This is a genomic window from Staphylococcus sp. FSL W8-0271, assembly GCF_038006605.1.
Classification (GTDB): Bacteria; Bacillota; Bacilli; order Staphylococcales; family Staphylococcaceae; genus Staphylococcus; species Staphylococcus cohnii.
In genome coordinates, this window is sequence record NZ_JBBOVM010000001.1 from 406,769 (window position 1) to 421,563 (window position 14,795).

General features: G+C 32.9%; 10 protein-coding genes. 9 read left to right on the forward strand and 1 reads right to left on the reverse strand.

Annotation, left to right across the window (positions count from 1 at the left end; translation table 11 throughout):
• The first annotated feature begins 153 nt into the window (after window positions 1-153).
• From aryK to NST87_RS01955, 7 genes are all read left to right on the forward strand, one after another.
• Window positions 154-2,436: a transcriptional regulator AryK gene (gene aryK, locus NST87_RS01925; RefSeq protein WP_019470003.1), complete on the forward strand. Its 2,283-nt coding sequence runs from the start codon at window positions 154-156 to the stop codon at window positions 2,434-2,436.
• A 294-nt stretch (window positions 2,437-2,730) separates the two neighbouring features.
• Complete coding sequence (locus NST87_RS01930; protein ID WP_040029752.1) at window positions 2,731-4,128, forward strand: MFS transporter; 1,398 nt, start codon at window positions 2,731-2,733, stop codon at window positions 4,126-4,128.
• A 76-nt stretch (window positions 4,129-4,204) separates the two neighbouring features.
• Window positions 4,205-5,380 (forward strand): M20 family metallopeptidase, encoded by a 1,176-nt coding sequence (locus NST87_RS01935; RefSeq protein WP_026034829.1) that lies wholly within the window; start codon window positions 4,205-4,207, stop codon window positions 5,378-5,380.
• Between the two features lie 303 nt (window positions 5,381-5,683).
• On the forward strand, window positions 5,684-6,151 hold the full coding sequence (locus NST87_RS01940) for a hypothetical protein (protein WP_019470006.1): 468 nt from the start codon (window positions 5,684-5,686) through the stop codon (window positions 6,149-6,151).
• Window positions 6,152-6,700: 549 nt separating this feature from the next.
• A complete protein-coding gene (locus NST87_RS01945; protein WP_340721269.1) occupies window positions 6,701-8,083 on the forward strand; it encodes an MFS transporter in 1,383 nt (460 codons plus the stop codon).
• Between the two features lie 421 nt (window positions 8,084-8,504).
• Entirely contained in the window at window positions 8,505-9,038 is a 534-nt protein-coding gene (locus NST87_RS01950; protein WP_040029754.1) for a methylated-DNA--[protein]-cysteine S-methyltransferase, read from the forward strand.
• 159 nt (window positions 9,039-9,197) lie between these two features.
• Complete coding sequence (locus NST87_RS01955) at window positions 9,198-10,757, forward strand: BCCT family transporter (RefSeq protein ID WP_019470009.1); 1,560 nt, start codon at window positions 9,198-9,200, stop codon at window positions 10,755-10,757.
• Window positions 10,758-10,997: 240 nt separating this feature from the next.
• Here the strand turns inward: NST87_RS01955 and NST87_RS01960 are convergent, their stop codons facing one another.
• Window positions 10,998-12,170: a hydroxymethylglutaryl-CoA synthase gene (locus NST87_RS01960; protein WP_019470010.1), complete on the reverse strand. Its 1,173-nt coding sequence runs from the start codon at window positions 12,168-12,170 to the stop codon at window positions 10,998-11,000.
• Between the two features lie 103 nt (window positions 12,171-12,273).
• On the opposite strand from NST87_RS01960, the gene NST87_RS01965 reads away from it, so the two are divergent.
• Together NST87_RS01965 and NST87_RS01970 are read left to right on the forward strand one after the other, a co-directional pair.
• A complete protein-coding gene (locus tag NST87_RS01965) occupies window positions 12,274-13,428 on the forward strand; it encodes a thiolase family protein (protein WP_040029755.1) in 1,155 nt (384 codons plus the stop codon).
• Window positions 13,428-14,708: a hydroxymethylglutaryl-CoA reductase, degradative gene (locus tag NST87_RS01970; RefSeq protein ID WP_019470012.1), complete on the forward strand. Its 1,281-nt coding sequence runs from the start codon at window positions 13,428-13,430 to the stop codon at window positions 14,706-14,708. Before NST87_RS01965 ends, NST87_RS01970 begins: the two co-directional genes overlap by 1 nt.
• Window positions 14,709-14,795: the final 87 nt, after the last annotated feature.

Here is a 14,795-nt window from a genome sequence, read left to right on the forward strand (position 1 = left end):
TTGATATACCCGCAGGAATCGTCATAAATCACTGCCAATATTATAGTATATTTGCAGGCATGTTCTTTTATGTCTAATTAACGACAAATTAAAAAACAAAATAGCAAATACACATTTATTTTATTAAAATATATTTTAATAAAGAGGTGTGCTATGGAAAAATTTTATAATATCGAATTTAATCACAACAATAATTCAGTATTTAATTTTAATGATGGCGTACGTATCGTTCTCGTTTTAAAAAATAAGTTGAAATTCGTCAGTGGAACTAGTAGTCATAAATTTCAAGCGGGTGATGTTTTTATTATCAATCATAGAGAGCGCTATCGACTTATAGAAGAGGAAGATACCTTATATACCGCCATTCATTTGAAAGAATCGTATTTAAAGCAATATATTAGTGATTATAATGACAAAATATATATTTTAAATCCACAGACATTGCAAAAAGTTATATATCAACAAATTCTGAATGTTGTGGCTAAGATAGGTATCGTCTATATTCGAAAAGGGAAGTTTTATAGATTATATATGGAACAACCGTTAATTGACTTAATGTTTATGATTGTAAGATATTTGCCAGCTTATGAAAATATCAATCATGAACATGATGTTAATGATCACCGCTTAGATTTTGTATGTAAATATATTGAAAGAAATTTCACTAAACCAATCACGTTAAGTGAGGTAGCTGAGAAGGTGCATTTAAGTCACACATATTTGTCAAAATTATTCACAAAACATATGGGGATTGGTTTCAATCATTATGTCAACCATATAAGAATTGAACATTGTAAAAACGACTTAGTACAAACAAACGATGCCATTACTCACATCGCTTTGAAAAATGGCTTTAGTAACTCTAATATGCTGCTGAAATATTTTAAATTAGACACTAAATTAACGCCTTCGCAATATAGAAAAAGGTATCAGGTTGGAGATATTGTGGACACTGCAAAAACAACAGTTGAATCGGAAAACTATCAAATGTATCTATACTATTTAAATGCTTATATCCAACAAACGCTTGGTACTATGATTCAATCGCCTTATAATCAAAAAGTCATTGATATTACGCTGAATTACAATCAAACACACGATTTGTCAGATTATGATCATGTGATTCAAATAGGTAGCCTTGATACATTACTTTTTCAAAGATACAGAAAACAACTGATAGAAGTACAACAATTTTTAGGTTTAGACCATGTACTTGTCAAAGATCCTATTTTAAAAGGCTATATTGAAAATAAAATTATTGAAAGTGATGAACTTATTCCTACCATACATCCATATATGAAAGTAGATGAATGCTTGAGTTTTTTATTTGAACATCATATTGGTTTAGGAATTGAAATCGATCCTCCAACATTAACATCACAACTTGTACAATATATAAACGAATTAAGATTTTTATTAGAGCATATTTATAATACAGTGCCGGATAGAAAGGAATTTAAATTAGTCATTTACTTGAAGGGTAAGAAAGCCAATGTACTCTTAAAAATAATAAGGTTATTTAAAGAATATTTTGAGTATACTCAGATTATACTTAATACGGACATCACTGATGTCAATGAATTGGCAACCGCTAAACAAATTTTGGATAATTCAAGTGAAAGTGTTAATAGTATAGCGTTTAGTGCAAATCAAAATGATATTATCAATTTCAATTCAATTGAAAGTAAACAGTATGATTTAGCTAAACGACATATCATAGAACAGTATAATAAGATTACTGATGCGTTCAATATAAAGGGAAAAGATGTTTCGATTGTGCTGCTTAATTGGAACACATTAACAGGTAATACAAGTCTTACAAATGGTGAATACTTTAGAGCAGGTATTATTTTTGAACAGTTGATTGATATGAACCATCAAATAAATGCAATTGGCTACTGGCTTAATCATGAATTACATCATCAATATAATTCAAATGAGATTACTTCCGAATTAAATGGTATTGATTTATATCATCAATTTGATGGGAAAAGGCCTGCATTTTTTACAAGTATGTTTTTTAAAAAGCTATTTAACCAAGTGCTTTTTAAAAACGAAGACTGTATGGTTGTAGGACAGAATGACCATTTTCAAATTGTCGTGTGGGATGCAGAACATTATAATCCATATTTTACAACGAATGAACAAATAGATTATTTAAGTCATAAAGAGTACCAGCTCAATATATCAAATGTCACTACTGGTTCGTATAAAATAAAACATTTAACATTAGATAGAAATAATGGTGCACTTTATCAAGTTTGGCAGCAGTACAATACGCAACATGGTATGGATACAGAGACAATTAATTACGTTAACAGAGTCTCTTACCCTAAGTTAGATGTCAGCGAAGTGGATGTCGTAGATACGATTTCTTATCATTTGAAATTGCAAACCAACGCAATACAAATAATTGAATATAAAAAATATTTTTAATTATATGTGCAGGGTAATACAAAAAATTGAGATATCGCTGTGTTGTACGTTTGGCGCAAAATGACAAAAATAATATAGTTCATTTTTGTCATTTAAAGCTACAATTGTTATTTAGAAAATAATCGATACTAAAAACACAATTATTATATATTTTAACAAAATATATCCTACTACTATATTTTATAGAGAGGATAGCAAGTATCATTTATTGAAAATGTCGATAGTAAGTACATTTTCCAACTAAGCTAATCTTCCCTATTTGTCATTTTAAAAATATTTTAGGAGGATGAACAAATGACTCAACAGGGAAATACGAAGAGTTATCAAGGTGACAACAAATTAATATTAGGTATTGTATTAGGAGTTGTTACTTTTTGGTTATTTGCGCAATCTTTATTAAACGTAGTTCCTACGTTACAACAATCATTTGATAGTAATATTGGCACAATAAGTATTGCTGTTAGTATTACAGCATTATTCTCAGGAATGTTTGTTGTTGGTGCTGGAAGCTTAGCAGATAAAGTAGGGCGTGTGAAAATAACATATATTGGTTTATGGTTAAGTATCATTGGTTCTTTATTGATTATAATTAGTAACCTACCAATATTGCTCATTATAGGAAGAGTAATTCAAGGGTTATCAGCAGCAGCGATTATGCCCTCAACTTTAGCAATTATGAAGACTTATTTTGAAGGTAAAGATAGACAGCGTGCACTGAGTTATTGGTCGATTGGTTCTTGGGGTGGATCAGGATTAGCATCGTTATTCGGTGGTATGGTTTCCACTTTTATTGGTTGGAGATGGATTTTTATTTTATCCATTATTATTGCCTTAGTTGCAATGTTATTAATAAAAGGCACACCGGAAACCAAATCTGATAATACAACTAACTTGAAATTTGATTTTACTGGGTTGATTCTTTTTGTAATTATGATGTTAAGTATTAATGTCGTAATCACTCAAAGTGGTACATTTGGCATGCTTTCACCTATAATAATCGGGCTGCTTATTGTATTCATTATCTCAACCATAGTTTTTATAATAGTTGAAAATAAAAAACATAATCCATTAATTGATTTTAAATTATTTAAAAACAAAGCTTATACAGGTGCGACATTATCCAACTTCTTACTAAATGGTGTGGCTGGTGCTTTGCTTGTAGCCAATACATTCGTTCAAAAAGGTATAGGTTTTAACGCATTCCAAACAGGACTTTTATCGATTACATATTTGGTTACTGTATTGTTGATGATTAGAGTCGGTGAAAAAGTTTTACAAAAAGTGGGAGCTAAAAAACCGATGTTGTTAGGTACAACGTTTAATATGATTGGTATTATTTTAATATCATTTACATTTTTACCAAGTGCGCTATATGTCGTTGTATGTATCATTGGTTATTTACTCTATGGATTAGGTTTAGGCTTTTATGCAACACCTTCTACAGATATGGCGATATCTAATTCTCCAGAAGATAAAGTTGGTGTAGCTTCAGGTATTTATAAAATGGCTTCCTCATTGGGTGGTGCATTTGGTATAGCTTTATCAGGAGCTTTATATGGCGTTGTTACAGAAGCTACAAATGTGAAGTTTGGTGCGATGGCTGGTTTATGGTTAAACGTATTAATGGCATTGCTTTCATTCGTCATTATTCTTTTAGCTGTGCCATCATTTAAGAAACAAAATAGAGCATAATTCATTAATACAACGTTGTCATTTAAAAAGTATATAATGACATTAAGGTATCGTATATTTCATTGGAGGAATGATTATAATGAAGCAATTGATTGAAACATTGAAAGAAAAAGAAGCGCGTATGATAGAAATACGTCGTTACTTACATCAACACCCAGAACTATCTTTTTGTGAGAAAGAAACACCTAAATATATAGAAGCATTTTATGAAGGTAAAGATTGTAAAGTTGAAACGAATGTAGGCCCGAATGGTTTGAAAGTTACTATTGATAGTGGTAAACCAGGCAAGACCATCGCAATTCGTGCGGATTTTGATGCTTTACCAATTCAAGAAGATACAGGTCTAGCATTTGCTTCGAAAAATGATGGTGTCATGCACGCATGTGGTCATGATGCACATACGGCATATATGTTAATTCTTGCAGAAACACTTATTGAAATGAAAGATCAATTTAACGGTAAAGTTGTTGTCATACATCAACCAGCTGAAGAAGTACCTCCTGGTGGTGCACAAGCAATGATTAAAGACGGTGTTTTAGATGGTGTTGATCATGTATTGGGTGTTCATGTTATGAGTCATATGCCTGCAGGTAATATCTATTACAGAGAAGGTAATGTGCAAACTGGACGTGATTTCTTTAAGCTAAAAGTCAATGGTCAAGGTGGTCATGGGTCTTCGCCGCATACAGCAAATGACAGCATTGTAGCAGGTGCATACTTTGTAAATGCATTACAGACTGTTGTTTCAAGACGTTTAAATCCATTTGAAACGGGCGTTGTTACAATAGGTTCATTTGATGGTAAAGGACAATTCAATGTGATTAAAGATAGCGTTGAAATAGAAGGTGATGTACGTGCGTTAACCGATGAGACTAAAAATACAATAAAAAAAGAAGTGACACGTTTATCAGATGGATTGGAAGCAATGTTTGGTGTCACATGTGAATTAGACTACCATGATGATTATCCAGCGTTGTACAATGATCCTGAATTCACAAAATTTGTGGTAGATACAATACAAGAAGCGGATACTGATGCAATTTCAAGTGTAGAAAGATGTGATCCACAACCGCCTTCAGAAGATTTTGCTTACTATGCTAAGGCAATTCCTGGCACATTTATTTATGCTGGTGCAGCACCAGAAAATGGTGATATTCACCCACACCATCATCCTAAATTTAATATTAGTGAAAGTTCAATGCGAGTTTCTGCAGAAACTGTAGGATTAACTGTATTAAATTATCTTAAATAATATATTTGTGTTCATTTGTGAATGCTAGCATGTGTTTACTGTGACATACATGATTTTACAATATTATCTAAAGCTAATTAAAATTTGAGATTAAAAGCGTGCGTATACGGCGTTTATTACATGATAAACCATCCGTATATGTACGTTTTTCGTTGTATAAAAAATGTGCTGATATAGAAAAATAAAATTACGAGGAATACTTTTGAGCGCTTTCATTAAAATAAAAGTACGAATGATAACTAAAGGTTTAATATGAGGTCATTTGGTGTATATGTTAAATGAAAAAAGAAAGGAATGAGTACATTGAATGGCGAGAAAAAAATAGATACCTTGTTAGAAGACTATAATAAGCAATTAAAAAAATTATTTAAGTATGATAAAGCAAATGCGCTTGCTTTTGATAATGAAAGTAGAAGTAAAGTTGCAGAACAAAAAGGTGTTTTTGTGATTTTTGAAAATAAAACACCAATATTTGTGGGACAAGCTGGTGGATTTATGACTGGTTTTAAATTTACGCAAAAAGATTTATATGATAAATTAGGACAATTTAATTCAGCTTCAGACACTGGAACTACAAAATTTAGAAAAGCATATATAGAACATCATGGTTTAGATGAAGCGGAAATGAAAAACATAAAAGCAAATGAAAAAAAGTTAAAGTTTCAATATATTAAAGTTAAAGATAATTTAGCTTTTATCAATATTTTAGAAATTTTAGCATTAGAGTATGCTAAGAAAAATAAAATAAAGTTATTTAATTTTCCTAGTTAAAGCGTGGTGTTTTTGAACTGCTAAGAAAATGGTGATTAAAAGGAATGTTAAAACATTTAAGATTCACTTTCAACAACATGTGATTTTTGTGAAATTACCAAAAGGATATGATGAAACGAAAAAATGTCTGTCCGCTTATATTAGTACAAGATGGAGACGCGTTATTTAAAGATGTTGAGTGAGATATTATATTTGTCAGAATACTTCCAAACAATAGAAATCAGGAATATAGCCCATGGGGAGTAGTCTGTAGATGGGAATAATTATAGGTGGGAGCAGGTGCTTACATTTTATGAATGGCTAAGCATTTGCTTCCTTAAATTATTTTGATTTTGTCAATTTTAAGAAAAAATTAAGTTTTTAAAATGAATTATCAGAAAATTCGTAATAATTTATGAGTAATATCCCAATTTTCTATAAAATAGTGATAATATTTTAAATATATGAATTTTTATAAATTGTATTATGACTCATTATAGTATTCAAATTTATAAAATGCATGAATGAATGGATTCATCGTTATCATTATTTGAAATAGGGGATGCTTTTATGACAATGAAGACAGAAAAAGTTTCAGGTAATATGTTGTTAACTGGTATTGTTTTATCTATATTAACATATTGGTTATTTGCTCAATCTTTTTTGAATATTGGGCCTAAAATACAAACCACTTTTGATGCGAGTCCGGATATCGTAAATATTTCAGTGAGTTTAACATCATTTGTAACAGGCGTATTTATGGTAGTGGCTGGGAATATATCAGATAAATTTGGTAAAGTGAAATTGACTAGAATTGCTTTAGTATTGAGTATTATTGGTTCGCTGATGTTGATTGTTTCTGGCAATATTGTGATGTTACTACTTGGTAGAATTGTACAGGGATTTTCTGCAGCGATTATCATGCCAGCCACAATATCTATAGTGAATGACTTTTTTGATGGAGATGATAGACAAAAAGCACTCAGTTTTTGGTCAATCGGTGCATTTGGTGGTACTGGTTTATCTTCCTTTTTTGCAGGTGCAATGGCTACATTTATTTTTTGGCAATCCATTTTTATATTATCGATTATATTATCAATATTAGCTTTAATTTTATTGCGTGAATTACCAGAAAGTCGCATTAATAAAGCAGAAGCGAGTCCATTTGATTATATAGGTTTATTTATTTTTATTATAATGATTGGTAGTATTAGCTTTGTAATTACACAGGGTTATAAAATAGGATGGCTAAATGCTGTAACAGTGATCTTATTTGTCATATTTTTAATTTGTATATACATATTTTTTAGAGTAGAACGAGTCAAAAAGGTGCCATTTATTGATTTAGATTTATTTAAAAATAGACCTTATATTGGTGCTGTTTTAGCTAATTTTTTATTAAATACTGGCGTTGGAGTAATTGCCTTATTAAATATGTACGTACAAAGTGGTTTGAAGTTAACAGCCTTCCAAGCAGGATTGTTAACATTACCTTATTTAAATTCGCTATTGCTTGTCATTCGTTTAGGTGAGAAGAGTATAAAAAGATTTGGCGCCAAACGTGCGATGATTATTGGACCAATATTTACTGGTTTTGGTGTCTTAATGTTTAGTATGACATTTTTCGATACTGCTATTTATGTTGTTGTAGCGTTAATTGGCGCTGTGTTTTTTGGTGGTGGTACAGGATTATTTGCAACTCCAGCATTAAGTACAGCGGTCTCCACGACACCGCCAGAAAAAGTTGGTGTTGCTTCAGGTATTTTTAAAATGGGCTCTACATTAGGTGGTGCGTTTGGTATAGCAATTATGACATCTATTTTTACTGGCATTATTCAGAGTGGTCAAAACATGCATATTGCTGCAGGTACAGGCTTTATTGTAGGGACTTGTTTAGTGTTATGTTGTGTTTTAACAAGTGCAATCGTTATACCAACACGGAAAGTTAAATAGTGAAGACATTTCATTTATTCATAATTATGTTGAGTTTGGTCTGGGACATCATTGATTCGTTCCAGACTTATTTATATTGTTGGTAGTGGGTTTAACTGAAAGTTTACGGCACTACTCAATTATTGAATTAGTAGTACTTATGCAGGAATTTCAGCTCAAGTGATCGTTTTACATTTTTTTAATACTAGTCATCTTTACTGGATGGGACGACGAAATTGATTTGAATATCTCCCTCTTCCTTTATCATAAAGCAAGTGAATTGAGTACAGCGTAGTAATTGAGCTTTTTGTTACATAGTGACTAAGAAACTATGTATATACTGACGATGGCTTTCTATTATGAAGAAGTATCAAGATTTATTTTACATAAAAATTTAAAAGGATTATGATAATTACAAAATATACTAGAAAGAAGTGATATGATGCACTATAAGACATATTATGAATCACCGATTGGTCGGATTGCACTAACATCAGATGGCGAAGCAATTACAGGATTGTGGTTACCTAAACATGATGATTTTGAATCAAATTATGATGAATCGTTAACAGAAGCAAACTTACCAATTTTTGAAAAAGCGATTATTTGGCTTGATAAATATTTTTCCGGACATAATCCCAAAATAGATTTTGCACTAAAACCTATAGGAACCGAATTCAGAGAGCAAGTTTGGGATATTTTATTGAAAATACCATATGGAGAGACTGTTACTTATGGTGATATTGCTGAAGAAATAGGTATTAAAAGAAATAAACCAAATATGTCTTCACAAGCAGTGGGTGGTGCTGTTGGGACAAACCCGATTTCTATTATAATCCCATGTCATAGAGTAGTTGGCAAAAACGGTAGTCTTACTGGTTATGGTGGTGGCATTGATACTAAAATTGAGTTATTGAAACTGGAAAAAGTAGATATGCAACCACTTTATAGACCGAAGCATAGTACAAAACCATAACATAGTTACTTGACTGAAAATTGACGTAAGTAAATATTATTATTTTATACATTTTGTATTTTTTATAAATAAAATTTTCTAAAAATATAAAGTTGTTTCTATTGCTCAGTGTGTTATCCTATAAAACGTCTTTTTATTATTATTAGAGGGGTGGAAAATTTGGATAATACAAAAAAGTCGTTTTCTAGTGTATTTATCTATTCAGCACTAGTCGTAGGCTTATTAGTAGTTATTGGAGCTATCTTTCCAGCTAAATTTGGAGAAATTACTGGCATTATTTCTTCTTGGGTAACAAAAACGTTTGGCTGGTATTATATGTTACTGTATACAGTAATTTTAGGTTTTTGTGTATTTTTAGTATTCAGCCCTATTGGGAAATTGAAATTAGGTAAACCAACAGATAAACCGGAATTCCATACGGTATCTTGGTTAGCGATGTTATTCAGTGCAGGTATGGGCATAGGTCTTGTATTTTATGGTTCTTCAGAACCGATATCACATTATTTAGCGCCGCCAACAGCAGATCCGGAAACAAAGGAAGCAATGGCACAAGCCTTTAGGTCTTCATTTATTGATTATGGATTTCATCCTTGGGCAGTATACGGCGTAGTAGCATTAGGTTTGGCATATTCTCAATTCCGTAAAGGAGAAAATGGCTTAATTTCTAGAACACTAAGACCAGTGTTGGGCGATAGAGTAGATGGCCCGATTGGTGTCATTGTTGATGTCTTAGCGGTGTTTGCTACCATTATTGGTGTAGCCGTTTCTTTAGGTGTAGGCGCAATACAAATAAACGGTGGTTTAAATTATTTGTTTGGTGTGCCGAATAATGCTGTCGTTCAAGGAATTATTATTGCTGTAGTTACAGTGTTATTTTTATATAGTGCGTGGAGTGGTTTGAGTAAAGGGATCCAATATTTAAGTAATTTAAATATGTTTTTAGCAGCATTATTACTTATTGTTATTTTTATTGTAGGACCAACCGTATTGATATTAAATATGATGACAAGTGGTACTGGTGATTACCTTAATTCACTTATTTTTAATAGTTTAGATGTAGCACCATTAAATGAACAAAAAGCTGAGTGGTTGAAAAGCTGGACAATTTATTATTGGGGCTGGTGGATGAGCTGGAGTCCATTTGTTGGTATATTTATTGCGAGAATATCTAAAGGTCGTAGTATTCGCGAATTTGTAATTGCCGTATTAGGTGTACCAGTTGTGATTAGTATTATTTGGTTTAGTGCATTTGGTGTAACTGGTATAGACGTAGGACAATCCCATAGCGAGATATTTAAAATGCCACCAGAAACGCAATTATTTGGTATATTTAACGAGTTACCATTTGGATTTATACTATCAATTATTGCGTTAGCATTAATCGCTTCATTCTTTATCACTTCTGCAGACTCTGCAACCTTTGTTTTAGGTATGCAAACTGCATATGGTACATTGAATCCATCAGGATTTATAAAAATTGTCTGGGGACTTGCATTAGCAGCTATTGCATACGTACTATTATTGGCTGGTGGTGACACTGGACTAGATGCACTGCAATCTTCGGCAATTATTTCTGCATTACCGTTTAGTTTTGTAGTTATCTTAATGATGATTTCCTTATATAAAGATGGAAATGAAGAACGTAAATATTTAGGGTTATCGTTACAACCCAAAAGAGATATTGAACCGCAAGATTTAGACGAAACAAACCGTGATTAAATCTCATAAGTAATTTAATCATAATGTGTTTAGCATAATAAAAGAGGGTAGCTTTTATGTAAGTGAAGTAAAAGCCACCCTCTTTATTTTATATAAAAAAACCCGTAGTTGAATATCAAACAATTCATTTACGGGCTTAAATATTTGGAATTGTATCTAACCTTCGATTTTAGATACATATACCGTTTTATGTCATTAATCATACTAAATGAAGTGAGGTAAGATTAAGTGAATTGAAGCTTAATTTAATGTATTATAATTACGAATATGATCACTGATGCTTTCGAGATAGAAAATACCTTTTGTTTCATTTGCTAACTCTACATCATGATCAAATTCAAGGTTGTCGAAACGTTTGAAAAATGTTTCATATGTCTCAACAGAGATTTCTGTACGATGATTTAATAGATCTTTATGTTTTTCTATATCAAGTGCATCTTGATAGCCTTCGACTAATTTACCACTAAAGAATTCACCAACAGAACCTGAACCATAGCTGAACAAACCAATTGTATCACCAGCGTTTAATTCAGTATGTGTTTCTAACAATGAAATTAGACTTAAGTACAATGACCCAGTATAAATATTACCTACATAACGATTGTAATAAGTTGCTGCGTCATACCCTGTAGTTAATCGTTCTTTAGTTTCTGTGTTGATATCATCTGTTAAGATAGAATCAAGTGCTTTTTTACCCATTTTAGTAAATGGTACGTGGAAACATAATGATTTAAATGTATCTAATGTAGTATTATATCTACGTGCATATTCATTCCAACTTTCTTGGAATGAATGGATATAGGCATCTTTTGATAATGCACCATCCACTAACGGGTACGGTTGTCCACTTGGACGCCAAAAATCATATACATCTTCTGTAAATGCGACTGCGTCATCATTTAGTTCAAGAATACGTGGGTTTTGTGTTATCATCATAGCAACTGCACCTGCGCCTTGGGTTGGCTCACCGCCAGATTCTAGACCATAGCGAGCAGTATCACTAGCAATAACTAAAACTTTTTCGTTAGGGCGGTTAGCGATATAATCTTTCGCTAATTGAATGGCAGGCGTAGCAGCGTAACAAGCTTCTTTCATTTCAATACAACGTGCGAATGGTTGAATACCTAATAGATTATGTATTTGAACCGCAGATGCTTTAGCAGAATCTATAGCAGATTCAGTAGCAACAATAACCATACTAATTTGTTTTTTATCATCTTCAGTGATGATTTCTTTGGCAGCATTGGCACCCATAGTTACAATATCTTGGCTCATAGGGCTAACTGCCATTTCATTTTGCCCAATGCCAATAAGAAATTTATTTGGATCAACTTGACGAGATTCGGCAAGTTTAGCCATGTCTACATAAAAATTTGGAACATAAAAATTGATTTGATCAATACCAACTGTCATAAAGTGTATCGACACCTTTCTTTTAATAAATAAGCAATTGTATCATATCAAATCATATGTATAAAAGACAATAATTTACAATATGCACAGAAGGAGAATAATAATGAAAAAAATAGCAATCGTAAGTGCTAAGCGAACACCTATAGGAAAATTCAGAGGAAAATTAAGTAATTATACTGCAGTAGAATTAGGTACAAAAACGTTAGAGACTGCTATGTCAGCCATTAATCTCAAACCTGAAATGATAGAACAAGTCATTTATGGCAATGTACTTCAAGCTGGAAGTGGCCAAAATCCTGCACGACAGGTTAGTATCAATGCTGGTGTGCCTAATACAACACCTGCGATGACTATTAACGAAGTTTGTGGTTCTGGGTTAAAATCTATCATACTTGGCAAACAACAAATCCAATTAGGAGAAGCAAAAGTAGTAGCTGTTGGAGGTATTGAAAGTATGACAAATGCTCCCAAACTATTGTTTAATGAAGAAGCAGCACCAGTTGAAAGTTTTATGCATGACGGTTTAACTGATGCATTTCTAAATGTACCAATGGGCGTTACAGCAGAGAAAATAGCGGAAAAATATAATGTCACACGAGAACAACAAGATGCGTTTGCAAATGACTCACAACATAAGGCAGCGCAAGCTTCAAAAGCAGGTAAATTTGATAATGAAATTGTTCCATTAACAGATAATGAAGGCGAACTAATGACAACAGACGAAGGCATTCGCGGAAATAGTAGTATTGAAAAATTAAGTACTTTAAAAACAATATTTAAAGAAGATGGCACTGTCACAGGTGGAAATGCTTCAAGTATCAATGATGGCGCATCAACAATTATTTTGATGGATGCGGATTATGCAAGACAAGAAGGCTTTGAAATTATTGCAACATTAGGCGAACACGCGGAAATTGGCTGTGATCCTGCCTATATGGGGTATGCACCGTATCATGCAGTGACGGAATTATTAACAAAGTCCAAGAAAGCCATGAATGATATTGACGTTGTGGAAATGACAGAAGCATTTGCTGCTCAAAGTATACCGGTTAAAAACAATTTAGAGATACATCCTGATAAGCTTAACTTATATGGTGGTGCCATTGCTTTAGGCCATCCAATAGGTGCAAGTGGTACGCGGTTGGTGACTACTTTAGTAAATATCTTATCACAAGAAAATAAACAAAATGGGATTGCAACTGCATGTATTGGTGGCGGTTTAGGTATCGCATTATATGTAGAAAAGGGGGATGCCTAATGTTACCTTTAGGTAAAGATTTTCGCCATTTATCACGTGAAGAGAAGTTAGATTGTCTACTTGATTATGGTTGGTTGAATAAAGATAATCACGATATGTTATTAACACATCCTTTAATTCCAGAAGAAATTGCTAACAGTTTAATTGAAAATGTGATTGGTCAAGGTGCGTTGCCTGTCGGGTTACTACCTGAAATTATTGTAGACGACAAATCATATGTTGTACCAATGATGGTTGAAGAACCTTCTGTTGTTGCAGCTGCAAGCTATGGTGCAAAGTTAGTCAACGAAACAGGTGGTTTTCATGTCGTAGCTAGTGAGCGATTAATGATTGGACAAATTGTTTTCGATAACGTAAAGGATACACAACGTCTATCTCAAAATATTAAAGATCTTGAGCCGAAGATTAAGCAAATTGCAGATGAGTCTTATCCTAGTATTATTGAAAGAGGTGGCGGTTACCGTCGAATTGAGATAGATACTTTCCCAGAAGCGGAGTTATTATCACTCAAAGTATTTGTAGATACAAAAGATGCAATGGGCGCTAACATGTTAAATACAATATTAGAGGGGATTTCTGCATATTTGAAAACGGAACTTGAAGATGTAGATATATTAATGAGCATTCTATCTAATCACGCCACTGCCTCTGTTGTTAAAGTACAAGGTGAGATAGATATTCAATCATTATCTAAAGGTGGACGTGACGGTGCCGAAGTAGCGCGTAGAATGGAAAGAGCATCTGTGTTAGCGCAAGTTGATATTCATCGTGCGGCGACGCATAACAAGGGTGTGATGAATGGCATTCACGCAGTTGTTTTAGCTACAGGTAATGATACGCGTGGTGCTGAAGCTAGTGCTCATGCATATGCGAGTAAAGATGGACAGTATCGAGGAATAGCTACTTGGCAATATGATGTGTCACGCCAAAAATTAGTTGGTACGATTGAGGTGCCAATGACACTGGCAACAGTTGGTGGAGGTACACGTGTCTTACCAATTGCTCGAGCTGCTTTAGATTTAATGAAAGTGGATTCAGCACAAGAACTTGGTCATGTTGTAGCTGCAGTTGGTTTAGCTCAAAACTTCGCAGCATGTCGTGCACTCGTTTCGGAGGGTATTCAAAAAGGTCATATGAGTTTACAATATAAATCATTGGCAATTGTTGTGGGTGCACAAGGTGATGAAATCGCTAGAGTCGCTGAAATGTTAAAAGAAAAACCAAGCGCAAATGCAGCTATGGCAGAACAGATTCTCAATCAAATTAGAGAAGCACATTAGTGATTGAGTTATATTTTTGATAGGTATCATTGAGACTATAACACATTTAATATTTTTGACGGAGTAATGACTCATTGTTTTCATTAC

Bases quoted from the DNA above. Each gene is read 5' to 3' on its own strand.
- NST87_RS01965 (WP_040029755.1), top strand. From the start codon at position 12,274: ATGAAAAAAATAGCAATCGTAAGTGCTAAGCGAACACCTATAGGAAAA.
- NST87_RS01930 (WP_040029752.1), top strand. From the start codon at position 2,731: ATGACTCAACAGGGAAATACGAAGAGTTATCAAGGTGACAACAAATTA.
- aryK (WP_019470003.1), top strand. From the start codon at position 154: ATGGAAAAATTTTATAATATCGAATTTAATCACAACAATAATTCAGTA.
- NST87_RS01950 (WP_040029754.1), top strand. From the start codon at position 8,505: ATGCACTATAAGACATATTATGAATCACCGATTGGTCGGATTGCACTA.
- NST87_RS01960 (WP_019470010.1), bottom strand. From the start codon at position 12,170: ATGACAGTTGGTATTGATCAAATCAATTTTTATGTTCCAAATTTTTAT.
- NST87_RS01945 (WP_340721269.1), top strand. From the start codon at position 6,701: ATGACAATGAAGACAGAAAAAGTTTCAGGTAATATGTTGTTAACTGGT.
- NST87_RS01970 (WP_019470012.1), top strand. From the start codon at position 13,428: ATGTTACCTTTAGGTAAAGATTTTCGCCATTTATCACGTGAAGAGAAG.